The sequence below is a fragment of the Amaricoccus tamworthensis genome (assembly GCF_049800875.1).
GTDB lineage: Bacteria > Pseudomonadota > Alphaproteobacteria > Rhodobacterales > Rhodobacteraceae > Amaricoccus > Amaricoccus tamworthensis.
The window spans coordinates 199,241-222,236 of sequence record NZ_JBNAFV010000002.1; the positions used below are offsets into that span (position 1 = coordinate 199,241).

Annotated in this window: 22 protein-coding genes, 1 tRNA gene and 1 pseudogene; 7 read left to right on the forward strand and 17 right to left on the reverse strand. The window is 61.8% G+C overall.

The window, feature by feature from the left end; genetic code table 11:
* Positions 1–49: 49 nt before the first annotated feature.
* The 8 genes and pseudogenes from ACP15P_RS05355 to ACP15P_RS05390 form a co-directional block, all read right to left on the reverse strand.
* On the reverse strand, positions 50–1,180 hold the full coding sequence (locus ACP15P_RS05355) for a 2'-deoxycytidine 5'-triphosphate deaminase (protein ID WP_424927478.1): 1,131 nt from the start codon (positions 1,178–1,180) through the stop codon (positions 50–52).
* A tRNA-Pro gene (locus tag ACP15P_RS05360) sits at positions 1,153–1,229 on the reverse strand. The genes ACP15P_RS05355 and ACP15P_RS05360 overlap by 28 nt, the downstream gene beginning before the upstream one ends.
* Positions 1,230–1,615: 386 nt before the next feature.
* A pseudogene (locus tag ACP15P_RS05365) lies at positions 1,616–1,883 on the reverse strand (MerR family transcriptional regulator); the annotation flags it as partial.
* Positions 1,884–1,898: 15 nt separating this feature from the next.
* On the reverse strand, positions 1,899–2,201 hold the full coding sequence (ihfA, locus tag ACP15P_RS05370; RefSeq protein WP_424927479.1) for an integration host factor subunit alpha: 303 nt from the start codon (positions 2,199–2,201) through the stop codon (positions 1,899–1,901).
* Between the two features lie 93 nt (positions 2,202–2,294).
* Positions 2,295–3,266, reverse strand: coding sequence for a beta-ketoacyl-ACP synthase III (locus ACP15P_RS05375; RefSeq protein ID WP_424927829.1), 972 nt, complete (start codon positions 3,264–3,266; stop codon positions 2,295–2,297).
* A 2-nt stretch (positions 3,267–3,268) separates the two neighbouring features.
* Positions 3,269–4,387, reverse strand: coding sequence for a phosphate acyltransferase PlsX (gene plsX / locus ACP15P_RS05380; protein WP_424927480.1), 1,119 nt, complete (start codon positions 4,385–4,387; stop codon positions 3,269–3,271).
* Positions 4,388–4,414: 27 nt separating this feature from the next.
* Positions 4,415–4,621 carry a 50S ribosomal protein L32 gene (gene rpmF, locus ACP15P_RS05385; RefSeq protein WP_424927481.1) on the reverse strand — a complete coding sequence of 69 codons (207 nt, stop codon included), beginning with the start codon at positions 4,619–4,621 and terminating at the stop codon, positions 4,415–4,417.
* A 188-nt stretch (positions 4,622–4,809) separates the two neighbouring features.
* Positions 4,810–5,382, reverse strand: coding sequence for a YceD family protein (locus tag ACP15P_RS05390; RefSeq protein ID WP_424927482.1), 573 nt, complete (start codon positions 5,380–5,382; stop codon positions 4,810–4,812).
* Between the two features lie 108 nt (positions 5,383–5,490).
* On the opposite strand from ACP15P_RS05390, the gene ACP15P_RS05395 reads away from it, so the two are divergent.
* On the forward strand, positions 5,491–5,946 hold the full coding sequence (locus ACP15P_RS05395) for an outer membrane protein assembly factor BamE (protein ID WP_424927483.1): 456 nt from the start codon (positions 5,491–5,493) through the stop codon (positions 5,944–5,946).
* A gap of 53 nt (positions 5,947–5,999) precedes the next feature.
* Here the strand turns inward: ACP15P_RS05395 and ACP15P_RS05400 are convergent, their stop codons facing one another.
* Positions 6,000–6,353, reverse strand: coding sequence for an ArsC/Spx/MgsR family protein (locus tag ACP15P_RS05400; protein WP_424927484.1), 354 nt, complete (start codon positions 6,351–6,353; stop codon positions 6,000–6,002).
* Positions 6,354–6,480: 127 nt separating this feature from the next.
* A complete protein-coding gene (locus tag ACP15P_RS05405) occupies positions 6,481–8,067 on the reverse strand; it encodes a putative bifunctional diguanylate cyclase/phosphodiesterase (protein WP_424927485.1) in 1,587 nt (528 codons plus the stop codon).
* Between the two features lie 196 nt (positions 8,068–8,263).
* Here ACP15P_RS05405 and ACP15P_RS05410 point away from each other — a divergent pair, with 196 nt between their 5' ends.
* Positions 8,264–8,986, forward strand: coding sequence for a GNAT family N-acetyltransferase (locus ACP15P_RS05410; protein WP_424927486.1), 723 nt, complete (start codon positions 8,264–8,266; stop codon positions 8,984–8,986).
* Positions 8,987–8,996: 10 nt separating this feature from the next.
* On the opposite strand, the gene ACP15P_RS05415 is transcribed toward ACP15P_RS05410, so the two are convergent.
* Entirely contained in the window at positions 8,997–9,665 is a 669-nt protein-coding gene (locus tag ACP15P_RS05415) for a transglycosylase domain-containing protein (RefSeq protein ID WP_424927487.1), read from the reverse strand.
* 323 nt (positions 9,666–9,988) lie between these two features.
* Here ACP15P_RS05415 and ACP15P_RS05420 point away from each other — a divergent pair, with 323 nt between their 5' ends.
* Positions 9,989–11,665, forward strand: a complete 1,677-nt coding sequence (locus ACP15P_RS05420) for an ABC transporter permease (protein ID WP_424927488.1) — start codon at positions 9,989–9,991, stop codon at positions 11,663–11,665.
* Between the two features lie 54 nt (positions 11,666–11,719).
* Here ACP15P_RS05420 and ACP15P_RS05425 read toward each other — a convergent pair whose 3' ends face one another.
* A complete protein-coding gene (locus ACP15P_RS05425) occupies positions 11,720–13,309 on the reverse strand; it encodes a calcium-binding protein (RefSeq protein WP_424927489.1) in 1,590 nt (529 codons plus the stop codon).
* 348 nt (positions 13,310–13,657) lie between these two features.
* Here ACP15P_RS05425 and ACP15P_RS05430 point away from each other — a divergent pair, with 348 nt between their 5' ends.
* Both ACP15P_RS05430 and ACP15P_RS05435 read left to right on the forward strand, forming a co-directional pair.
* A complete protein-coding gene (locus tag ACP15P_RS05430; protein WP_424927490.1) occupies positions 13,658–14,116 on the forward strand; it encodes an NUDIX hydrolase in 459 nt (152 codons plus the stop codon).
* Positions 14,117–14,170: 54 nt separating this feature from the next.
* Positions 14,171–15,655: an inorganic phosphate transporter gene (locus ACP15P_RS05435; protein ID WP_424927491.1), complete on the forward strand. Its 1,485-nt coding sequence runs from the start codon at positions 14,171–14,173 to the stop codon at positions 15,653–15,655.
* A gap of 57 nt (positions 15,656–15,712) precedes the next feature.
* Here the strand turns inward: ACP15P_RS05435 and ACP15P_RS05440 are convergent, their stop codons facing one another.
* The 3 genes from ACP15P_RS05440 to ACP15P_RS05450 all read right to left on the reverse strand — a co-directional run bounded on the left by ACP15P_RS05440 (position 15,713) and on the right by ACP15P_RS05450 (position 18,524).
* The gene (locus tag ACP15P_RS05440) at positions 15,713–17,302 is read right to left on the reverse strand and encodes a calcium-binding protein (protein WP_424927492.1); all 1,590 of its coding nucleotides are present in this window, start codon (positions 17,300–17,302) and stop codon (positions 15,713–15,715) included.
* A gap of 148 nt (positions 17,303–17,450) precedes the next feature.
* Positions 17,451–18,077 carry a LysE family translocator gene (locus ACP15P_RS05445; protein ID WP_424927493.1) on the reverse strand — a complete coding sequence of 209 codons (627 nt, stop codon included), beginning with the start codon at positions 18,075–18,077 and terminating at the stop codon, positions 17,451–17,453.
* A 90-nt stretch (positions 18,078–18,167) separates the two neighbouring features.
* Positions 18,168–18,524: a VOC family protein gene (locus ACP15P_RS05450; protein WP_424927494.1), complete on the reverse strand. Its 357-nt coding sequence runs from the start codon at positions 18,522–18,524 to the stop codon at positions 18,168–18,170.
* 83 nt (positions 18,525–18,607) lie between these two features.
* Between ACP15P_RS05450 and ACP15P_RS05455 the strand changes: the two genes are divergently transcribed.
* On the forward strand, positions 18,608–19,342 hold the full coding sequence (locus tag ACP15P_RS05455; protein WP_424927495.1) for a helix-turn-helix transcriptional regulator: 735 nt from the start codon (positions 18,608–18,610) through the stop codon (positions 19,340–19,342).
* 25 nt (positions 19,343–19,367) lie between these two features.
* On the opposite strand, the gene gfa is transcribed toward ACP15P_RS05455, so the two are convergent.
* Together gfa and ACP15P_RS05465 are read right to left on the reverse strand one after the other, a co-directional pair.
* Positions 19,368–20,021 carry an S-(hydroxymethyl)glutathione synthase gene (gene gfa, locus ACP15P_RS05460; RefSeq protein ID WP_424927496.1) on the reverse strand — a complete coding sequence of 218 codons (654 nt, stop codon included), beginning with the start codon at positions 20,019–20,021 and terminating at the stop codon, positions 19,368–19,370.
* 216 nt (positions 20,022–20,237) lie between these two features.
* Positions 20,238–21,257 carry an extracellular solute-binding protein gene (locus ACP15P_RS05465; protein ID WP_424927497.1) on the reverse strand — a complete coding sequence of 340 codons (1,020 nt, stop codon included), beginning with the start codon at positions 21,255–21,257 and terminating at the stop codon, positions 20,238–20,240.
* Positions 21,258–21,746: 489 nt separating this feature from the next.
* Between ACP15P_RS05465 and ACP15P_RS05470 the strand changes: the two genes are divergently transcribed.
* On the forward strand, positions 21,747–22,991 hold the full coding sequence (locus tag ACP15P_RS05470) for a peptidoglycan-binding domain-containing protein (protein WP_424927498.1): 1,245 nt from the start codon (positions 21,747–21,749) through the stop codon (positions 22,989–22,991).
* Positions 22,992–22,996 lie beyond the last annotated feature (5 nt).

A 22,996-nucleotide genomic window follows, 5' to 3' on the forward strand; every position in this document is an offset into this window, starting at 1 on the left:
GTGTCCCGCCAATTTGATGAAATCACTGGTCCCGTACGGCCGCCCACCGTCACGGCGTCCGGAAATGCTTCGACAGTTTTAGACCCTGACCCTGATAGTTCGACCCCAGGTCGCGACCATAAAGGATATCCGGCCGTTCCATCATCGGCTCATAAACCAGCCGTCCCACAACCTGTCCATGATCCAGCGCAAACGGCGCCTCATGACACCGCACCTCCAGCACCCCGCGCGATCCGTGACCGCCCGCATCGCTGTTGCCGAATCCCGGATCGAAGAACCCCGCGTAATGCACCCGGAACTCACCCACCATCGCAAGATAGGGCGCCATCTCCGCCGCATGATCCGGCGGCACATGCACCGCCTCGCGGCTCACAAGAATATAAAACGCGCCAGGGTCGAGAATCATGCGACCGTCATGGGACGTCACCGGCTCCCAAAACTCCGCGGGGTCGTAATACCCGATCCGGTCCAGATCGATCAGCCCCGTATGCGGCTTGGCGCGATACCCGACGACACCGCCCTCCCGCGGCCTGAGATCGACGGAGAAGGCCAGACCCTTGTCGATATGCGCCTCACCATCCACCAGGCCCTGGTCCGCATCCAGCGCCTTCAGCGCCGCGTCATCCAGCTCCCGCGTGCCCACGGTCGAAAACCGGATCTGGTTGAGCCGCATCCCCGGCCGCACCAGCACCGAAAAGGACCGCGGCGAAATCTCGGCATAGAGCGGCCCGTCATACCCGGCCTCGATCCGGTCAAATTCCGTGCCCCGGTCCGTGATCAGCCGCGTGAAAACATCGAGCCGCCCCGTGGAGCTTTTGGCATTCGCCACCGCCGCCAGATGCGGGGGCAGGGACAACTCCTCCATCAGAGGCACCAGGTACACACAGCCCTTCTCCAGAACCGCGCCGGGCTCCAGATCAATGCGGTGCATGGAAAAATCCTCAAGCCGCTCGGAAATCGTGGCATTCCGCCCCGGCAGGAAAGACGCCCGCAGCCGGAACGCCTCAACCCCGAGTCTCAGGTCGAGACTGGCCGGCTGGATCTGGCCCGTAACGGCTGGCTGGTCCATGCGGATCAGGCCATCGGCGATCATTGCCGCGATGCCCTGCGACGGGACCACACCCGTTGCCGCCAGAAGCGAATTTAAGGAAATGGTCGGGCTAGCGAGATTCGAACTCACGACCTTTCGTCCCCCAGACGAACGCGCTACCAGACTGCGCTATAGCCCGACAGGCAGCCCTATACAGGTACCGGTTGGGGAAGGGCAAGCAGGAAAACAACGTCACTTGAAATCAGCGCGGCGCGTCTTCCACCATGGTGGCGCGCAGGGCTTCGAGTTTGACCAGAAGGTCGCGAATTGCGGCTTTTTTGTCGGCTGCCACGGTATCCTCCACCTCCGGACGCTCCTCCAGCAGAAGGTCTTCCTCGGGTTCCGATTCCCCAAACAGATCGCCTTGCGGTATCGTAGCCTGGGACGGTGTCACACCGTTGCTGGCGACGACGACCGGCGTGACAACTGTCGGCTCCTCAGCCTTCTTCGGCTTGGCGGCTTCCCTGGTTTTGGCCTCCACCGGCGCCTTCTCAGCCGGTGCCTCTTCCGCCTCCGCCTCAACGGTGCCGAGCGTAATCACGTGACGGACGCCTTTTTCGCGCAGGATCTTCTGCGCGCCCTTGATGGTCATGCCGTCATCATACAGCAGCCCGCGAATGCCGCGCAGAAGACAAATATCCTCCGGGCGGTAGTATCTCCGGCCACCGCCACGCTTAACGGGCTTTACCTGTGAAAAACGGGTCTCCCAGAACCGCAGGACGTGCGGAGGCACCTCAAGTACGTCCGCCACCTCACTGATTGTTCTGAATGCTTCCGCCGACTTCCTGACCAACGTCTGTCTCCGTAGTTAGCGTTTGTTCCCGGCGTCAACGCGTTCCTTCATGATGTGGGACGGCCGAAACGTCAGAACGCGGCGCGGTTCAATGGGAACCTCCTCGCCGGTTTTCGGGTTGCGTCCCACCCGTGCCGATTTTGACCGGACACTGAAGGTTCCAAAAGATGAAATCTTGACCGACTCGCCTTTAACGAGAGCGTCGGACATGTGGTTCAGTACCGATTCCACGAGTTCAGCGGACTCGTTTCGCGAAAGCCCCACCGCGCCGAATACCGCCTCACTGAGTTCCATTCTTGTAAGGGTCTTTTCACTCATGGGCTTCCCCCTGTTATATGCGGTTTTGCTAACCTAGGTGGATATGGGAAAGCGAGTCAATAACAACGGCTTGTGGAGAGGTGCAAATGCGGACTACCAGCGCAGTGTTGCCGCGCCCCAGGCCAGTCCGCCGCCGATTGCCTCCATCAGGAGCAGGTCGCCTTCCTTAAAACGTCCCTCCTGGGCCGCTACCGACATGGCAAGCGGGATCGAGGCGGCTGACGTGTTGCCGTGATCGTGGACCGTTACGACAACATTTTCCAGCGGAATCCCCAGTTTGGTCGCCGTCTGTGTCATGATTCGCAAATTCGCCTGATGGGGCACCAGCCAGGTCACGTCACTCTTGTCGAGCCCCGCCCGGTCCAGTGCCGCCTGACCGGTTTCCGCAAGTTTTACAACCGCATGCCGGAAAACCTCCCGGCCGGACATGTGAACCACACCTGCGGTGCCGGTGGAGGACGGCCCGCCATCCACATAGAGAATATCGGTATATCGCCCATCGGAATGCAGATCCGTCGACAGGATGCCCCGGTCCGTGCTCTCCCCCGTGCCTTCCTTCGCCTCCAGGATCAGCGCGCCCGCACCATCGCCAAACAGAACGCAGGTCGACCGGTCGGTGAAATCCAGGATGCGCGAGAACGTCTCCGCACCGATTACCATGACCCGTTCCGCCTGGCCCGAGCGGATGATCGCATCCGCCTGGGACAGCGCAAAGACAAACCCCGCACAGACCGCCTGCACGTCAAAGGCGAACCCGCCCGTCATGCCGATCGCTTCCTGAACCCGCACGGCGGTGGAGGGGAAGGTCTGGTCAGGTGTGGCCGTCGCCAGCACGATCGCGCCAATATCACTGCCGTCCAGGCCTGCGTTCTCCAGAGCCTGTTTTGCGGCCGCAATGGCCAGGTCCGAGGTCTTCTGCCCCTCGGCGGCGAAATGTCTGCGTTTGATGCCTGACCGGGAGGTGATCCACTCGTCAGACGTGTCGAGCGTCTTGGCAAACTCGGCGTTTTCAACGACCCGTTCTGGCAGGTAGTGACCGCAGGCCACTGGAACCGATCTGATGATGCTCAAGTTCCACTCCCCTCAACTTCGGCATTTCTGCCGGTACCCGACTGCCCGCCGCAGGCCACACGCGCGGCCAGCTTGCGGGTAAACTCAATTTCGCTCAGCGTGCAGGCCAGCTTGATCGCCGCCGAAATACCGGTGGCGTCCGAACTGCCATGCGACTTGATCACCGTCCCGTTCAGACCCAGGAACACGCCGCCATTCACGCGACGCGGGTCGATGCGTTTCTGAAAACGGCGCAGGGACGTGACCGCAAACATGCCGCCAATGCGCGACAGAATGGTATGGGTGAACGCCTCGCGCAGCAGCGACCCGATCAGCTTGGCCGTGCCTTCCGCCGATTTCAGCGCCACATTGCCCGTAAACCCGTCCGTGACGATCACATCCACCCGGTCCGACGGCATGTCGCCGCCCTCCACGTAGCCGATATACTCAAACTCACCGGCCGGCCCGGCCGCCTCGATAAGCTGCGCGGCGGCATGCAGTTCCGAACGCCCCTTGTGCTCTTCCGTCCCGACATTCAGCAGCCCGATACGCGGCCGCTCAATTCCAAGCGCATTGCGGGCATAGGACGCCCCCATCAGCGCAAAGGTCAGAAGATCATCGGGATCGGCGCGGATATCCGCACCGGCATCCAGAACCACATTGTACCCGTTGGGATTGGTGGAGGGCCACAGGATCGCAATCGCGGGGCGGTTGACCCCCGGCGCCTTGCGCAGGGCCAGCATCGACATCGCCATCAGCGCGCCGGTATTGCCACAGGAGATAACGGCGCTGCTCTCGCCGTTCTTCACGCTCTCCAGCGCGTTCCACATGCTCGACCCCCGTGCGGCGCGCAATGCCCGCGACGGCTTCTCATCCATCGCAATCACGCTGTCCGCATGACGGATCTCACAGCGTTGGGAAAGGGGGGAGTTTGCTCGGATGGCGGAATTCAGCAGATCGGCATCGCCATGAACGATATAGCGGATCTGCGGATTTTTCCTGAGCGATTTGCCCATGCCGCGCACGACATGGGACACGTCACGATCACCGCCCATGGCGTCGATCGTGATCACAACATCTTTCCCGGCTCCGGTGGACGTACGGTCAGGTCCGGTTTTTTCGGTACCCGTACTCATGCCTGGCCCACCTCAGTCGGGAAAAAATCAGGCAGCCTCGTCGTCGAAGTCGACTTCTTCGGCAAGCACAACCACTTCGCGGTCGTCATAGTGACCGCAGGCACCACAGACGTGATGCGGACGGCGCAGCTCACCGCAGTTCGAACACTCGTTGGGATTGCCGCCAACAAGCGAATCATGAGAGCGTCGCATTCCGCGTTTGGAACGCGTAATCTTGCTTTTTGGAACAGCCATTTCTCAACCTCAGTCTCGCGCGGGTCTCAGCCCGAAATTCCGGAGCTTCCCATACCGAAGACCGGGTGGTCTTGCAACCGGTTGGCCAACCCCATGCACGCATGATGCCGACCCCCGGAATCAGCGGGGAAACGAAGCGCGGAACATAGCGAAAACCGCCAGACGCGCAAGCCCATTTCCAGACTTTTTCAGGTGCCATCACCCAGTTTGTTCCTTAATTTGGCGAGACCGGCAAAAGGCTTCAGATCCTCATCCCGGATCGGAACTACACCTTCCTCCGCAAAATTCTGTTTTTCAAGGGAAATTCCCTCTTTTTTTGGATAGGTCGGCAAAGCCAGCGACAGGGCCTCAAGCGCAACCAGCCCAATATCAATACGATCAGTCAGCGGCTCCTCACTGTCGTCAAGGTCGTGGGGAATCATGTAATCCAGATCGACCGGGGCCTCCATCGGCACGAATTTCCGCTCCACCGGCACATCGACCCGCGTCGTCACCGGTTCCAGCGACACCACGCAGGGCTGGATGACAGTGGCGCCGAGTTTTCCGGTCAGGCGCCACCCCTGGCCGCTCAGCGGCGCGACCGTCCCCGTCATCCGCATCTTGCGGACCGAGTTGGCATCGAAAAGTTTCGCAATCGCCCGGTACTCGTCTTCCGTGGGGCTCACGTCAAAATCCAGCTCCTGACTCTTCGCCATTCGGGCCAGAACGAGCACACGTGCGAAATCCGGGTTGTCCGGTGAGGTTTTAAGGAGATCCGGCATGAGTATCCTATCGTGCGGCGGGCAACCGGCCCGCGTCCCAGGGTGCTTGAATTTAGACCATGTGCAGGGTAGGGGAGCAAGGTGTTTTACCCGTGTCGTGAGGACCCGATGAAATCTCGAACCCTGTTGCGTCTCATCGTCGGCGCGAGCCTCACGGGATTGATCGCCGCCGGATGCGCACCCACGATACGGGTTCATGGCTATGTTCCGTCCGATGCCGAGATCGAACCGATCCGCCCCGGCGTCGACACCCAGCAGACCGTAGCCGAGGCCCTGGGCAACCCCACCGCCAGTGGCCTGCTGGAGGACAGCACCTGGTACTATGTCGAAAGCGTCGTCCGCAACTACACCTACAACGCGCCCGAGGTGATCGACCGCACGGTTCTGGCCATCGAGTTCAACTCCGCCGGCACCGTGACCGGCATGGTGCGCTATGGCATCGAGGATGGCCGGATCATCAACCTGACCACCCGCACCACCGAAACCGGCGGCCGCAAGCTCAGCGCGCTTGAGCAGATCTTCGGCAACCTGCTGACTCTCGACGCGGAGCAGTTCCAGAACTGACGCGGACGGCCCGGTAAAGGCGCCGCCGCCCGCGCCACCCCGTCAGGGGGCCGTCAGCCGATGGCCTTCGCCCAGGCGTCTCTGTCGAACCCCGGTATCACCGTCCCGTTCGCATCCAGCAGCGGCCGTTTGATGATGCGCGGGTTCTCCACCATCGCCTCAATCGCCGCTGCCCGGTCCGATTTCAGACGCTCCTGCGTCGCCTCATCGAGCTTTTTGAAATTCGCCGCCTTCAGGTTCATCACCGTGGTCAGCCCTGCGGCATCGATCCACGCATCGAGGTCACTGGCCAGGTTTTCGGCCTTGTTGAAGTTGATCCTCTCAAACTCAACACCCTGTTCCTCAAGCCAGTCCGCACCCCGCTTGACCGTGGTGCATCCCGACATTCCGTACATTCTGATAGCCATCCGATCAGGCTCCCCGCGCTCGTGTCACATGTGGTTCAGCGGAAGGCACCCTCCGCCGCATATGGATACAGGGATTTTGCGATGGCGTGTCAACGCCTGGCGGTCAAACAACCCGTGAGCGGTGGTCTCAGCCGCCGGTCTGCCCCGACGCCGTGCGGTCGGGTGTCAGCATTCCGGCAACGCCGTGGCTGGAATGGCTGAGGAAATTCATCACGTCCTCTGAGGGCAGGGGCTTTGACACCAGGAAGCCCTGAACCTCATCGACGCCGTTTTCGCGCATGAACGCCAGCTGCCGCGAGGATTCCACGCCCTCGATCGTCGTGGTCAGGGAGAACCGCTGGCCCAGGTTGACGATCGTGCGCACGAGGTCCCGTTCCCTCTGGTCGGCAAGCGAGTCCGCAAAGGATTTGTCGAGCTTGAGGTAGTCCAGATCAAACTGCCGCAGATGGTTGATCGAGGAATAGCCCGTGCCAAAATCATCCAGCGCAAACCGCACGCCCATCATCTTCAGCCGCCGCAACACGGTCTGAAGCATTTCCGTCTCAAGCGAAAACACCGTCTCGGTAATCTCAAGCACCAGCCGTCCAGGGGGCAGGCCGTTCCGGTCGAGCGCATCCTCGACCTTCTCCACAAACTGTGGGTTCTTGAACTGCTCCATCGAGACATTGACCGACACGCTTGCCGGAGAGGGCCATTGCGCCGCCGCTCGACAGGCCATCTCCAGCACATGTTCCCCCAGCGCCCCGATCAGACCGGACAGCTCCGCCAGAGGAATGAACTCATTGGGGGGAATGCGGCCCAGCTCCGGATGCTGCCAGCGGACCAGCGCCTCAAAGCCGCGCACCATGTTGGACTGCATGTTCACGATGGGCTGAAATTCCAGGAAAAACTCGTTCTCCGCGAGGCCCCGACGGATTTCCGATTCCATCCGCAGTTTGGAATTCGCATCCTCCGACATGGTCTGCGAGAAATAGCATATGCCTCCGCCGCCCGGCGCCCGGGCCTGCTGAAGCGCGAAACTCGCCCGCGCCAGCAGATCGCTTCTTTCCGTGTCACCCTCCACGAGCGACGTGATCCCGATCGAACACCCGCTGACCACCTGCGCGCCACAGGCCTCCAGAGGCCTGTCCATGCTGGATGAAATACGCTTGGCCAGATCATTGATGAACCAGCTGCCCTGACCAGGCGTCAGAACCGCAAACTCGTCGCCGCCCACGCGGTAGATTTTGGAACCCTTGTCGAGTTCCCGGCTGATCCGGCGCACAGCCGCCTTAAGCAGCTCGTCCCCAACCTGGTGGCCCAGGGTGTCGTTGATGGGCTTGAACCGGTCCAGGTCGATAACCAGCAACACCGCCGGCGCGCGCTTGTCGATCAGCGCCTCAATATCACGTTTCAGGCTGTTGCGGTTGCCGATCCCGGTAAGTTCGTCCTGGTAAAGAACCCCCCACAGTTCCCGCTGCATGGTGCGGGATTTCCTCATCTCCGAGCGCAGATTTGCCTGCATATGGCCCAGAAACAGAAAAACCCCGCCCAGAACCAGCGGGGCGATCGCAACTATGCCGTGAATGGGGTTCTGACGGATGAGATAGAGCGGCGTGTCAAATTCCGTGCCGATCCAGTACCGTTCAAACGCAAAGCCGCACAGCGGAAACATCAGTCCGAACAACACGCCAAAACAGGCGAATTTCGTACGTGTGCCGCCAATCCGTCTCAACAACGCGTCTCCAAATACCGTGACCCTCTTCCTCCACGATTCTTATTAAAACCAGGCTAAAAAAACTACGGTTGTGAGATGAATTGGTAAATTGACTTGACTAATTTGAAGGACCCCGCTGGCCCGGCCGCCGGCCGTCAAACGGAAGTCACATTCCTCGCATAATCTCCGTCTCCGGAACTTACGGAGGTCCACCATGTTACGCAGACCCGCACGCGCCTTCATGGCTACCCCCGCCACATCCGCCCGGGACATGCGCGACGTGCTGGCCCTGCGCCACGCGCGGTTCAACGACCGGGCCGAACCGGAAGACAGCGGTTTCGAGTGCATTCTGGTCAGGGACACCACCACCGGCGAGCCCGTCTGCACCTTTCGTCTGATGCGATTTGCCTCCGGTGCGGAGCTCGCCCGGTCCTATTCCGCCCGCTATTACGACCTCGGCGCCCTCGCCGAATACCCCGAGGCCATCCTCGAAATCGGCCGCTTCTGCGTCGCGGAAAACGCCCGCGACCCGTCCATCCTGCGCACCGCCTGGGCCCATGTGGCAACGGAGGTTCGCGCAGGCAATATCGGCCTCCTCATAGGCTGCAGCAGCTTCTCCGGCACCTCCGCCGACCCCTACGAGGACGCTTTCGCGCTCCTCGCGCAGCAGCATCTGGCCCCCAAACGCTGGCTGCCCCGCGTCAAGGCCCCCGCCGTCTTGCGCTTCGCCCGCCGCTTCCGTCTGCGCAAGCCCGACCTCAAAAAAGCCGCCCGCACCATGCCGCCGCTCCTGAAATCCTACCTCGCCATGGGCGGCTGGGTCTCCGACCATGCCGTCCTCGACCGCGACCTGAACACCCTCCACGTCTTCACCGGCGTCGAGGTCGGCCGCATCCCGCCCAACCGCGCAAGGCTTCTCTTCGGACCGGCAGGCTGATCCAGGCGATCTATTGCGCAGTAGGTCCGCATCCTTCGAGCCAGACATCCCCGTGATCCAGCGGCACGCATTCACCCGTCAGCAACCGCTCTATCCGTCCCACCCGTTCCGCAAGCGCGGGATCGTCCGCGCGCAAATCATACTGACCCGGCGCAATCAAAACCGCCGCCAGCCGTAGAAAATCTCCCCTCTCAATCTCCGCCGGTGACGCCCAGAAAACCTGTTCGCTGGCATGATGAAACCCCGTCATCCAGCCATCCGGGCCACGCCCCATCTCCAGCGTATCGAGCCAAAGCGCGAGGATCTGATCCTTGTCCAGACGGCTCTCCAGCCCGAGCGCGTACCCCGTCTGTCGGATTTTGCCGATGCCAGGCCGGAACCGCTCGAAAGCGAGCCGCTTTGACACGGACTGCGAAACCGTCGTGGCGCCCGCACCCGCCGTGGTGAAATCCACCCCACCATGCTCAAAATAGGCCGGATCCTGAACCCGCAACAGGTCCTCTAGGCGTTCATCCCCAAGACCCTCACCGCCCCGACCGGCTGCCAGCAACCGCTCCGCACGATCCCTCAGCCCGTCCACGTCCCGCACGGCATCAAAATATCCTTTGGCCCCATACCCCGTGAGGCCGGTGATCATCACGGCGAAGACCAGCCCCACCCATTTCAAAACTCGTACCATGCCCAGGGCTTTACCTCCGTCACCGGCCGACATGAAAGCTCAAACGCAGATCCACCCGCCCCGCCGAAGGAACTGTTGCACGGTCGCCTTCACCGGCCGCCCACAGGCACGGAGCAAACGGGCTTCAACCCCGCCGTGCCAGCGCCGGTCCGGTCCGCAAGGGCCTGTGCTGGCACGGCTCCACACCAACGGCTGAAACACTCGCAGACGCCCCAGCAACCACCGACCCCGACCCATAACCGGTCACATTTGAGCGCACCCGCCTTGTCCTGACCGCTTGCGGGCGCTAATCCCAACCGGTCTTTCCACCCAGGGACGGGATTTTGGGCGCCAGAATACTCAATTCAGCCGCATGGGCCGCAGCCCTGATCTGCCTTGCGCCCATCGTGGCCGCAATGCTCGCGGCCCTGTCCGGCGACCTGACCACCTGGCGCGGTCTCGTCGCAACCGTTCTGCCGGGCTATGTCGCCAACACTCTGATGCTCGTGAGCCTCGTGGCGCTGGGCGCGGCCGCCGTGGGCACCGGCGCGGCCTGGATGGTCACCATGTACCGCTTCCCAGGCTCCCGTCTCTTCGAGGTCCTGCTCGTCCTGCCGCTCGCGTTTCCGGCCTACGTGCTGGCCTACGCCTATACCGATCTGCTCTCGCATCCCGGCGCCGTGCAGACCGCCCTGCGCGCCGTCACCGGATGGGGGCCGCGGGACTACTGGTTCCCCAATATCCGCTCACTGCCTGGTGCGGCAATCATGCTGATCTGCGTGCTTTACCCGTATGTCTACCTGCTCGCCCGCACCGCCTTCGCGCAGCAGACGGCGTCAGCCTGGCTTGCATCCCGCACCCTGGGCAAGGGCCCGTGGCAGTCGTTTTTCCGCGTCAGCCTGCCCATGGCCCGTCCGGCCATCGTGGGCGGCGTGCTGCTCGTCATCATGGAAACCATCGCGGATTACGGCACGGTCGCGCATTTCTCCGTGCAGACCTTCTCCACCGGCATCTACCAGGCCTGGTTCTCCATGGGCAACCGCGCCGCCGCGGCCCAGCTCGCGCTCTGCCTGCTCGCCTTCGCGCTGCTGCTGGCCTTCCTTGAGCGCATCCAGCGCGGACAGGCCAAATCCCATGGCCGGGGCGGGGGGCAGGGGCTGTTCTCCCGCATGGAGGTCACGGGCCTCCAGGGCTGGTGCATGACCTTCTTCTGCTTCCTGCCGGTGCTGGTCGGCTTCCTGCTGCCCGTAATCATCCTCACCAAAATGGCCGTGGTCTCGGGCCAGAGCATCCTGCACCCGCGCTACCAGGGGTTTGTGGCGGATTCGCTTCTCCTGGCCGGATCCGCAGCCCTCCTAACCGTCACCTGCGCGCTTCTCATCACCTTCCGCGGTCGCCTCCACCCTGGCCGGTCCAGCCGCACCATGACCATGCTCGCGGGGCTTGGCTACTCCGTGCCGGGCGGCGTCATTGCGGTGGGCCTGCTCGTGCCCTTCGCGGCCCTCGACAACCTCATCGACGACTGGATGGAGGCCGCTTTCGGCATCTCCACCGGTCTCCTGTTCACCGGCTCGATCTGGCTCCTCGTGGTCGCCTGCATGGCTCGCTTCATGGCCGCAGGGCTCAACACGCTCGACGCGGGCCTCTCCTCCGTCAGCCCCACCATAGACGCCGCCGCCCGCACACTCGGCCGCACCCCGCCGGGCCTCCTGTTCCAGGTCCACCTGCCCATCCTGAAGGGCAGCATCCTTTCCGCCATGCTGATCGTGTTCGTGGACGTGATGAAGGAACTGCCCGCCACGCTCATCATGCGCCCCTTCGGCTTTGACACCCTCGCCGTCCAGGCCCACCGCCTCGCCTCCGACGAACGCCTAAACGAGGCCGCGGTCCCCAGCCTCGCCATCGTCGCCATCGGCCTTCTGCCCGTGATCATGGTCTGCCGCCGCATCGCCGGCGGCCAAAAACGCCCCAAACTCCCCACCGCCGTCCCCACCGGCCTTCCCGATGGCGGCACCGGGTGATATGGCACCGCCGCCATCCCGTCCGGCCCGGGGGCCGGACGGGTGATCGTGATCTTAAAGGAAGAAATCGTCCGCGGTGTAATCCGACGCTGTCGCATCGGCGCCATCCTCAATCAGGATCGTCAGTTCAAGGAAGTCGTCGCCATCAACATTCCCGCGCACATAGGTATTTGAGCCCGTATTGACGGTCCAAAGATGCCCCGCGCCATACGACATACCCGTCGCATCCGACACCGCACCCAAAAAGACAAATGCCTGGTTCCCGGCAAGGGTCGTGTCGGCGTCAATGTCGTTTAGGCCAATTGTATCACCTTCGGCATCTCCCGCGCCATCAAATCCGAGGATCGTGTCGTGGGTCCAACCCTGGGACTCCTCAACCCGCCGCCCAAATATAAAACGGTCGTCGCCACTTCCTCCATCCAGCACATCAGCACCCAGTCCGCCCTTCAGATTGTCGTTGCCGTCACCCCCATCCAGCGTGTCGTTGCCATCATCGCCATAAAGCACGTCACGATCACGCCCTCCCCAGAGATGATCGTTACCGTCCTCGCCAAAGATAACATCGACGCCATTTCCGGTCCTGATATCGTTGTCCCCGTCACTTCCTCTGACAATGTCATTTCCACCGTAGAGTTCATTGCTGATGTTGAGATTCTCGATACTGTAAAATGTCAGTTCATCGACGTTACTGTAACCTGTCCCGAGGTTGATTTCGGTGTTTCTGCCCCCGCCGTTCAATCGCAGCGTGTCGGTTCCACTGCCACCCCAAACCGTCTGGTCCCACGCCTCTTCGACAACGAAATAATCGTCACCCGATCCGCCATAATAGCGTCCGAAACCGCTCGATTGTATGATGTCATTGCCGCCATCGCCATAAACAACGTCCCAGGCCCAGGGCGCACTGCCTGGAGCTGATCCAAACAAAATGTCGTCCCCTGATCCGCCTTCGATCAGGTCGTGCCCGTTGCCGCCATAAATGACATCGCCGCCACTTCCGCCAAACAGCCTGTTGTCGCCGTCACCCCCATCAATCGTGTCCCGGCCACCGTTACCGTGTAATTCGTTATCATTCGCGTCCCCCGTGATGCGGTTGGCGAAGTTGTTTCCGATGACGTTTTCGATCTGTCCAAACACAAGGTTTGGTGTCGACACCTCGCGTGTCGCAAGATCAATGGTGTGAAAGTATTGGGTTTGGCTGAAATCCAGCGTGTCGGTACCCGTACCGCCGCTGATCCCGAACAGCCCGGTCAAAAGTGACGGTCGCACAATAAAAGTATCGTCACCGGCATTTCCTTCGAATGAACCGAACCCCGACGCATAAATCGTGTCATTGCCGTTGCCGCCATAAACATAATCGAGCCCGATGACGGCATCGGTAAGGGTTGACGCGTTATAAATCACGTCATCTCCATCTCCGCCGTGAAGGTTGTCCGCACCTGCGCCACCAAAAATGGCGTCATTTCCCCAACCCCCCATAATCAGGTCGTTGCCGCCCCCGCCGCTCAGGTAATCATCGCCACCCTGACCAAGGATAATGTCACCTCCATCACCTGGCCGCGATCCAACCGGATTCGCGGTCACTCCCGCAGACACACCCGTGGTCGTAATTCTGTCCGCACCAAACGTGCCGTTAAAATAAGCCATGAAATATCCTCTCAAAAACCGGCCCCTGGGAATCAGGTCACCGTCACATGCCGGTCAGACCTCACAAATTCCGCCTGGACCGGCATGAGCCCGTACATAATCGGTACGGTTAACGCCTTCTGTGGGCTGCTTCACAAATCCGGGCCCGGTCACACCGTCCGGCGCAATGCGTCCCGTGAAAAACAACCACATGTTTTCATTGACATGTTCACGTGAACACCGCCCGTAACAAATGCCATCGCAACATGTCGTGAGGGGGTCACTTGTTATCTCGCACACGTGTGCAGTTTGCATTAATGTCGTATGTGGGGTAATCTAAAATTAATAAAAGTTAGGCAGGTTTAAAGAATGTCATCCCAGCTCAGGTCCGTCTGGACCGAATACGTTCAGCCAATGCTCAAACGGCCCGACAGGGTCCAGTTTGCCGCGCTCTGCTATGACGTTGAGGGACCCCACCGCAAAGTCCTGCTGATCACCAGCCGCGATACCGGCCGCTGGATCATCCCCAAGGGCTGGCCCATGGACGGCAAGGATTCCGCCGGCGCCGCCCTGACAGAGGCCTGGGAGGAGGCGGGCGTCCGCGTCGGCATCCCCGCCGATGAACCCGTCGGCAGCTACTCCTACGAAAAAGGCCTCAAGGGCGACTGGTCCATCCCGGTCACCACGATGGTCTACCCCGTCCGCGTCGTCTCCCTGGAGGAGGACTACCCCGAGGCGCACCAGCGCACCCGCAAATGGGTCACGCCGCAGGAGGCCGCCACCATGGTGGACGAGCCCGAGCTTCGCGACATCCTCGCCCAATTCTGATTGAAACCCGCGGTCCCGCCAGGTAGGTAGACCCACCAAAATTCAAGGGCGGGCATGCCGGACAGGGACTTCGACCCCAAACATTTCGACACTCTCGACCGCGACCTCGGCCGCATCACGACGCTTGAGCAGGCCGCCGGTTTCGTGGGCCGTCCCGTCGTCGGCAAGGGCATCGCCTTCCTCTTCGTCGTGGCCGTGGCACTCTTCGCCGTTCTGGCCTTCGGGGATCAGAACAACACCCTCCTGATCGTTCTGGCCGCCGCTTTCGGGGCCTATATGGCGCTCAATATCGGGGCCAATGACGTTGCCAACAACATGGGACCGGCGGTGGGCGCCAACGCGCTTACCATGGGCGGGGCCATTGCCATCGCGGCGGTCTGCGAAACCGCAGGGGCCCTGCTGGCGGGCGGCGACGTGGTCTCCACCATCGCCAAGGGCATCATCGACCCCAACAGCCTCGGCTCCGCTCGGGTGTTCATCTGGGCCATGATGGCCGCACTCCTGTCCTCCGCGCTCTGGGTGAACCTCGCCACGTGGGTCGGCGCGCCGGTCTCCACCACCCATTCCGTCGTCGGCGGGGTGATGGGCGCGGGCATCGCCGCCGCCGGGTTTGCCTCCGTCGACTGGGCACAGATGGGCCTGATTGCCGCCAGCTGGGTTATCTCACCGTTGCTGGGCGGCGTCATCGCGGCCCTGTTCCTGTGGTTCATCAAGGACCGCATCATCTTTCAGGACGACAAAATCGCCGCCGCCCGCCGCTGGGTTCCGGTGCTGGTCGGCATCATGGCAGGGGCCTTCGCCGCCTATCTCGCCATGAAGGGCCTCAAAAACGTCCTGAAAATCTCCACCGCCGCTACGCTGGGCCTCGGTCTGGCCGTTGGCATGGCGTGCTGGCTCATCATGATCCCCGTAATCCGGCGTCAGTCCCAGGGGCTGGAGAACCGCAACAAATCGCTCAAAACGCTGTTCGCGATCCCGCTGATCGTCTCCGCAGCGATGCTGAGTTTTGCCCATGGCGCCAATGACGTGGCAAACGCCGTCGGGCCTCTTGCCGCCATCGTCGACGCCTCGCGCAGCGGCCAGTTCGTGGACAGCTTCAACATCCCCGTCTGGGTCATGATGATCGGGGCGTTCGGCATCTCGATCGGCCTCTTCCTGTTCGGCCCGCGCCTGATCCGCGTGGTCGGCAACCAGATCACTAAACTCAACCCCATGCGCGCCTACTGCGTCGCACTCTCCGCCGCCGTCACCGTGATCTTCGCCAGCTGGCTCGGCCTCCCGGTCAGTTCCACCCACATCGCCGTGGGCGGCATCTTCGGCGTTGGTTTCTTCCGCGAGTGGTACACGGAACGGCGCATGAAGGCCCTGAAACAGGCGGTTCCGGAAACCGGCCACCTGGCCCGCGAGGAACGCCGACGCCGCAAACTCGTGCGCCGCTCCCACTTCATGACCATCGTCGCCGCCTGGATCATCACGGTCCCCGCCGCGGCACTCCTCTCGGCCCTGATCTTCGGCGCCATCGCGGTCCTTACTGCCTGAACCCCAGGTCCCCAGGGACGCACCCTACCCGAAACCGGGGCAGGGTGCGCCAGTGGATCAGAGAATAAAGTCCGACCGTTCATAATCCGAGGCCGACGTACCGGCCCCGTCCTCAATCAAAATCGTCAGTTCCAGGAACCGGTCCCCATCCACGTTGCCGCGCACATAGGTGTTGCCACCGGTGTTCACCGTCCACAGATGACCCGCCCCATGCGACAGCCCCTGCGAATCCGACACGGCCCCCAGAAACTCGAAGGCCTGATTTCCCGAAACACCGATGTTGGCATCGATACCGAAGAGATCGATCGTGTCACCATACGCGGATCCTGCCCCGTCGAAACCCACGATCCTGTCATGGTCCCAGCCCTGTGACTCCGTGCCCATGTTGAAATCGAACCGGTCTGATCCGATCCCGCCCTCCAGGACATCGGCACCCTGGCCACCGCGCAGCCAGTCGTTTCCGTGGGAACCCACCAGTCGGTCGTCACCATTCCCGCCCACCAGCGTATCGTCGCCGCGTCCGCCAAGCAGTTCATCGTCGCCACCGTATCCATAAATGGTATCATTGCCGCCGCCGCTGACCAGACGGTTGTCAACGGACGAACCGTAGAGCCGGTTGTCGCCCCCATCGAGGTGTTGGCCAATCACAAGATCTTCGATCCCGTTGAACCAAAGCCACGCCACGTTGGTGTAACCGGTCGTAAGGTTAATGACCGTATCCGCGGTAAGATCACCCATTTGCAGCGTGTCGACTCCATCGCCGCCAAAAAGGTGCTGCGAATTATCTTCCGCGAAGCAGATAAAATTATCGTTCCCGCTTCCTCCTACATAGGTCCCTGCGCCGCTCGAGATCAGAATGTCATCGCCACCACCGCCACGGACATCGTCAAATCCACCCAGCATGACACCCGGCCTGTTCGCATAAAGTACGTCATTATCGGCGCCGCCACGTATCTCATCGGACCCGTTGCCGCCATAGATCACATCGAATCCGCTGCCCCCGGAGATCGTGTCCAGACCGTCGCCACCGTCGATTGTGTCCGCTCCACCGTCTCCGCTGAGTTCGTTGTTATTAAAATCCCCCGTGATACGGTTGGCCAGGTAGTTCCCCACGACATTCTCAATATGGGAAAAGTTCAGGTTCGGCGTGGACACCTCCCGCGTTCCCAAATTGATGTCCGTGAAAATATGCGTCGTGCTGAAATCCAGGGTATCTCTTCCCGAACCACCATGAAAAAGCTGCTGGCCTGCACCAGTGACGGGTTTGACGATGAACCGGTCATTGTTTTCCTGACCGAAATATGAGCCCGCACCAAAAGCATGGATCAGGTCGTTTCCGGCACCGCCGTACACCTCGTCATGATACCTGTCGGCAAGATACACGGATTCGTCGTTGTAGATGATGTCGTTTCCGTCGCCGCCCATCAGGCTGTCAGCGCCCGCGCCGCCCCGGATGGTGTCGTTACCTTCGCCTCCGGTAATCAGGTCGTTGCCACCTCCTCCATCCAGGCTGTCATGGCCATCCGCGGCAAAAATGTAGTCCGTGCCATTCCCCGGTGTGGAACCGGCGGGTGACGGGGAAATCCAGCCCGACACAAACTCCGGCGTGATGGTGTCAGCGTTGTCGCTTCCAAAAAAAGTCGCCATTCAAATATCCTTCCTCAAACCCTGGTACACGCACCGGGATCATCCCGGAGCGGTCCAGCGAGGACGAATTTAGTACGCGGCGCTCCCGCGCACTGTTAACCATCTTACAAATGAAGGGCTCTCTCCGACCAATCCGGCCCGGGGCGCTTCAGGCCCGCCGGGCCAGGGCCGTCGCACAGCCCATGGCGATCAGCGCACCGCCTCCCAGCCGGGAAATCCCGGCCAGAACCGAAGGCCGCGAAATCCTCGCCCGCAGCCGGTCCGCCAGCAGCGCATAGGCCAGCGCATTCACCGCCGCCAGGCCCACAAAGGTCGCCACCAGAATGACAAACTGGGGCAGGAGGGGGCGCTCCACCGCCACGAACTGCGGCACGAAGGCGATGAAAAACGCGATGGATTTCGGGTTCAGGGCCGTCACCGCCGCCGCATGGCCAAACACGCTTGACGCCCGTGTCTCCGTCACCCGCTCCAGATCCCCCAGCGCGGCCTTCGGCGCACTGCGAAAGAGCTTCACGCCCAGATACACCAGGTACACCGCTCCGACCCATTTGAGCACGGTAAACAGCGTAGCCGAGGCCAGAACCAGCGCCCCAAGCCCCGCCAGCGACGCGGACATGGCAATCAGATCCCCCAGCGCCACACCGCCCGCCGTCGCGAGCGCCACACGTTTGCCCTGGCTCATGGCATAGCTCAGGACCAGCAGAACCGTCGGCCCGGGAATCAGAAGAAGCGCGGTCGACGCCGCCACAAAACCAAGCCAGACCTGAATATCCATGAAATCACCTCTCCGACGACAGGGCGACGGAGCCACAACCCGCGACCGCCGTAAAGCAAAATCCGCGCACAGCCCTGGCCCCGTTCCACCTCAGGCCGAAAAACAGATCTTGTTCCCGTCCGGATCACGCACATAGGCCGAAAATTTCGGCCCCCGCGGACCCGGCGCGCCCTCACAACTGCCTCCCAGTTCCAGCGCCAGCCCGTGGCTGCGCCGAACCCCGTCCTGCGATCCCATATCAAACCCCACCATCGTGCCATTCCCGGCGCTGGCCGCCTCGCCGTCGAATGGCTTTGCCACGGCAAAGGCAAAATCCTCCCCGAGCCAGTAGGTCATCCGCTCCGTCGGTGCGACGCGGCTCACCCCTGCGCCCTCAAACAGCGCGTCATAAAACCGGACCGACGCCTCCATGTCGGTGGTCCCAAATACGAAGTAGTTCATTTTCATGCGGTCATCTCCATGGCACCGGCATCATCGCCGGTCGCCATGCTGATATTGCCAAACATGACAGTTTATGTCCTGTTTGTTTGATGACCCGATCTGACGCCAACGGCAGACTCCACCGCCTCGAACGCCTCGCCGTCCGCCTCAAACAGGACGGCCACTGCACCATCAGCGATCTCGCACGCGAACACGGCGTCAGCCAGCGCACCGTCGCCCGTGACCTGGCATTAATGCGGGAGCAGGGGATGCCGCTCGACGCCGACCGTGGCCGCGGCGGTGGCGTCCGCCTCGACCGCAACTGGGGCGTCGGTCGCCTCAATCTCGACTATTCCGAGGCCGTCGACCTGCTTATCAGCATCGCCGTGGCCGAGCAGATGAACTCACCGATTTTCCTTGCGGGCCTCGGCTCCGTCCGCCGCCAGCTTGCCGCGTCGTTTTCCCCGGAGAAACGCAACCGCGTAAACCGCCTGAAATCGCGCATCCTGATCGGCGTCACCGCCTCCACTTACGTCCAGGCCGATTTTACCAGCCCACCGCCGCGCGTTGTCCGCGCGCTGCACCAGGCCTTCATGGACCAGGAAACCCTGCGCATCCGCTACGCCCGCGAGGACGGCACCGCCTCCGGGCGCGAGATCGAGCCCCATTACCTCCTGCTGAACTACCCGGTCTGGTACGTGCTGGCCCATGATCACCTCCGGGACCAGCCGCGCACCTTCCGCTGCGACCGGATGCTCTCCGCCTCCCGCACCGGCACCCGGTTCCGCCTGCGCCCACGGGACGATTTCCGCTCTCCCCTGACCGAACACGACGCCTGGGTCTGACAGCTCCGACGCCGCAGGGCCGCGTTCAGCCCGCCGCCTGCCGGCTCTTCGCCACATGCGCCGCAATAAGGTCCATCAAAGGCGGCGACAGACAGTCATAGGGCTCCAGCCCCAGTTCCCGCAGCCGCCCGCGCACCTCATCCATTTTTGCCGGATCATACCCGGACTCAATGATCGACGAGACAAATGCCGCAAACTCCGCCGGCGACCAGCCGCTTTTGTCCGACAGCTCCGTATGCACGAAATCGAGCCCGTAAAACGGATGACCGTCATCCTCGATCCGCCCATACATGTGCACGCCACACTCCCGGCAGGCATGCCTCTGAATGGCGGCCGAGGTGTCAATTACATGCAGCTTCTCCTCACCCGAGCTCACGGCCACATTGTCCCGGCCCACCACGGCCACCTGCGAGAAAACCGCACCCTCCGGCTTCCAGCATTTCGAGCAGCCACACACATGGTTATGCGCCGTCTGCGCCGAAATCGTCACCGTCACGGGAGTGTCAGCACATTTGCAGGTCAGCGTCCCACCGGCAAATCCCTCCGCCGCAGGCTTCACCCCACCATCCACCGCCGGATGGATCTTCACATGCGTATATTTCGGCTGCGGCGGTGCGGGCGGCGGTGCGGGTTTGACCTCCTCCGCGCCACCTCCAAACAGTGAACTCAAAAGTCCCATAAATAATCTCCCCCTTGTTATTAATTTTCGTGCCTCAAATATTTGGGCAAATGGGGGATTCGAACAATTAGTCCTTTAGGATGGATGTTTGAGCCAAATAAACCTCACCAATTCGATGTACGACAATTTCACTTACCCCCTGAATTCCCAAATAAAAACGGCCCGCCGGTCTCCCCGGCGGGCCGCTCAAAGCGGGAATGTGTGGCAGGTTTGGCCCTACTGGAAGCCAACCGCGTTGAAGATTTCCTGCGCCTTGGCCTGGTTTTCGCCAAGCGCGTTCAGGTTCAGGCTGTCCGCCCTGAACTCACCCAGAGAGGCCGCAACCTCACCGGTCTCAACACCCTCAACCACCGGGAACTCGTTGTTCTGGTCGGCGAAGTGGCTCTGGGCGGCGGGCGTCGTCAGCCACTCCAGGAACGCAATCGCGTTGTCCCGGTTCGGCGCGTTCACCGCCACACCGGCCGCGGCCACGTTCACATGGGTGCCGTTGCCGTCCTGATCGGGGAACACCACACCAATCTGGTCGGTGGAGCCGGTCAGACCCTCAACGTCACTGCCAAGCGCGCGGGCGAAGTAGTAGCTGTTGGCCACCGCAATGTCGCAGGCGCCGGACACGATGCCGCGCAGCTGGTCGGTGTCGCCACCTTCCGGATCACGCGCCATGTTCTCCACAACACCGGCCGCCCATTCCTGGGCCTTCTCCTCACCCTGGTTCGCCACGATCGACGCGAGCAGCGACAGGTTGTAGATGTTGGTGGAGGAGCGGATGCAGATCTTGTCGTCATACTCCGGATCGGCGAGGTCCGCATAGGTCATCGGCGGATTGTCCAGCCGGTCTTTCGCATAGAAAATCAGCCGTGCGCGCTGTGACAGACCAAACCAGTGGCCTTCGGGATGGCGCAGGTTCTCCGGAATCCGCTCGTTGAGCACTTCTGATTCCACCGGCTGCAGAAGCCCCGCGCTGTCCGCACGCCAGATGCGTCCGATATCCACGGTCAGGATGATGTCCGCCGGGCTGTTGTCGCCCTCAGCCTGGATGCGCGCGATCAGCTCATCGGCCTCACCTTCCAGACGGTTCACCTCAATCCCGGTGGCTTCCGTGAAAGCCTCATACAGGGCGTCGTCGGTGTCGTAGTGGCGGGAGGAATAAATATTGACCTCCTGCGCCCATGCGGCCATCGCCGGCGTCAGCCCCATCAATGCGGTCAGACAGGCGACGCGGGTGGTTTTAAACATGTCGGTATCCCCAGTTTTCGGCGTTGTCATTAATCTGACTTTTTAAGTCGGGTAATGGATGCCGGGTTCCTCACCGGATGTCAACAAAGCCAAAAACAAAAAATTTTCGACCGGCCAACCACCGCCGGGGACCCCTGAAAAGCAGGCCCGTTTCCCCTGAAACAGCCGTGCCATTCCCGCACGACCGGCGGCCAAAACCCCTTAAAAACCTGCCGTAACCGCGCCGTACCGCAGCAGTAAAACGCAATATATTTCCGGTGTTTGCGCCCGTTTTTTCCCAATTCAAACAAACTGTAACTCAAACTGGAAGAATCCTGCGCCCGATGTTAGACTTATATTTTAGATTAGGCCTGATGCTCCGTCCGCAGCTGCCCTGCAGTTGACCCGCCGTTTCCATTTCCAGGTATTTCAGTTGGGAAACAGCGGGTGGGAGGCCCAGGGCAGGTTGATAACGAAGATATTGTTGCGATTGCGACAGTTGGAGGACAGATGAGAAAATCAGGGCTTTCAGTTGGACTGGCGGTATCACTCGCCATGGCTGTTCCAACCACCGCGTCGGCCGATCTCGGTGATGCAATCGCCGGTGGCGTCGTCGGCGCTATCATCAACCAGACCATAAACAACAGCAAACAGCAGCGCGTGCAGCAGCAGCGGCAACCCAAAAGGACCGTAACCCGGCAGCCGACCATCAACGACCAGTACACCCGCACTGAACGGATGCAGATCCAGACATCCCTCAACGGTCTCGGCTACAACGTGGGTGTCGTCGACGGCGCCCTCGGCCCGCGCAGCCGCAACGCAATCTCGCAGTTTCAGGCCTCCCGGGGTGAGGCCGCCACCGGGCTACTGACCCGCGCGCAGTATGTCGCGCTGATCGGATACACCAACGGCATGGGGACACCCGCCGTGGTCACCCAGCGCAACCTTCAGCCCAATGAGGTCGTGATGCTGCAGCAGAGCCTGCAGCGGCTGGGCTACTATCACGGACGGATCGATGGTCTGGCTGGTGGCGCCACCGCGCATGGCGTTCAGAGCTTCCTTCTGAGCCAGAACCGCAACCCGCAGATGACCGCTCCCGTTGAGGCGCTCCAGCTCGCCGCCATGGCTGCGGGCATGCAGCTGCCGCCCTACATCCATCAGGAAGCCGCGATGATCGCCGCGAGCCGCCCAGGCAACCAGTTCCAGCAGGGCTACCAGCAGCAGAACCCCAACACTTTCGTTCAGCCCGGTGGCCAGCAGGTCTTTGGCAACCCGCAGCAGCAGCAAAACGTGGCCGCTCCAAACAACGGCGTGTTCGCCACGCCGCAGCCGCAACAGGTCGTCGCTCCGCAAACCAACAACCCGTTTGCCCAGCCCGGACAGCCCGTTCAGAACCCGGCCGCCAACGGCCAGTTCCAGCAGCAGCCCGTGCAGCAGCCGCAGGTGGTTCCAGGCGCCAATGACGTCTACGCCAATACCGGCCAGGGCCAGCAGCCAGCGCCGCTCTTTGCCACAACCAACCCGGCCACCGCACCCCAGCAGGGGCAAGGCGGCGCGGTTGTCCAGCAGGCGGCACAGCCACAGTCATCCCTCGACATCTTCGCGGGAACGCCTGAACAGCAGCCCGCCGCGGCCGCCGCAATCGCCGCACCGGTGAACCCGACCGCGCAGCAGGGCGGTGAGGCCGCAATCAACGTGGTGCTTCCCCAGGATGGCAGCCAGCCGGTTGTCCCGGCCGACACCCCGATCAACTGACCTTA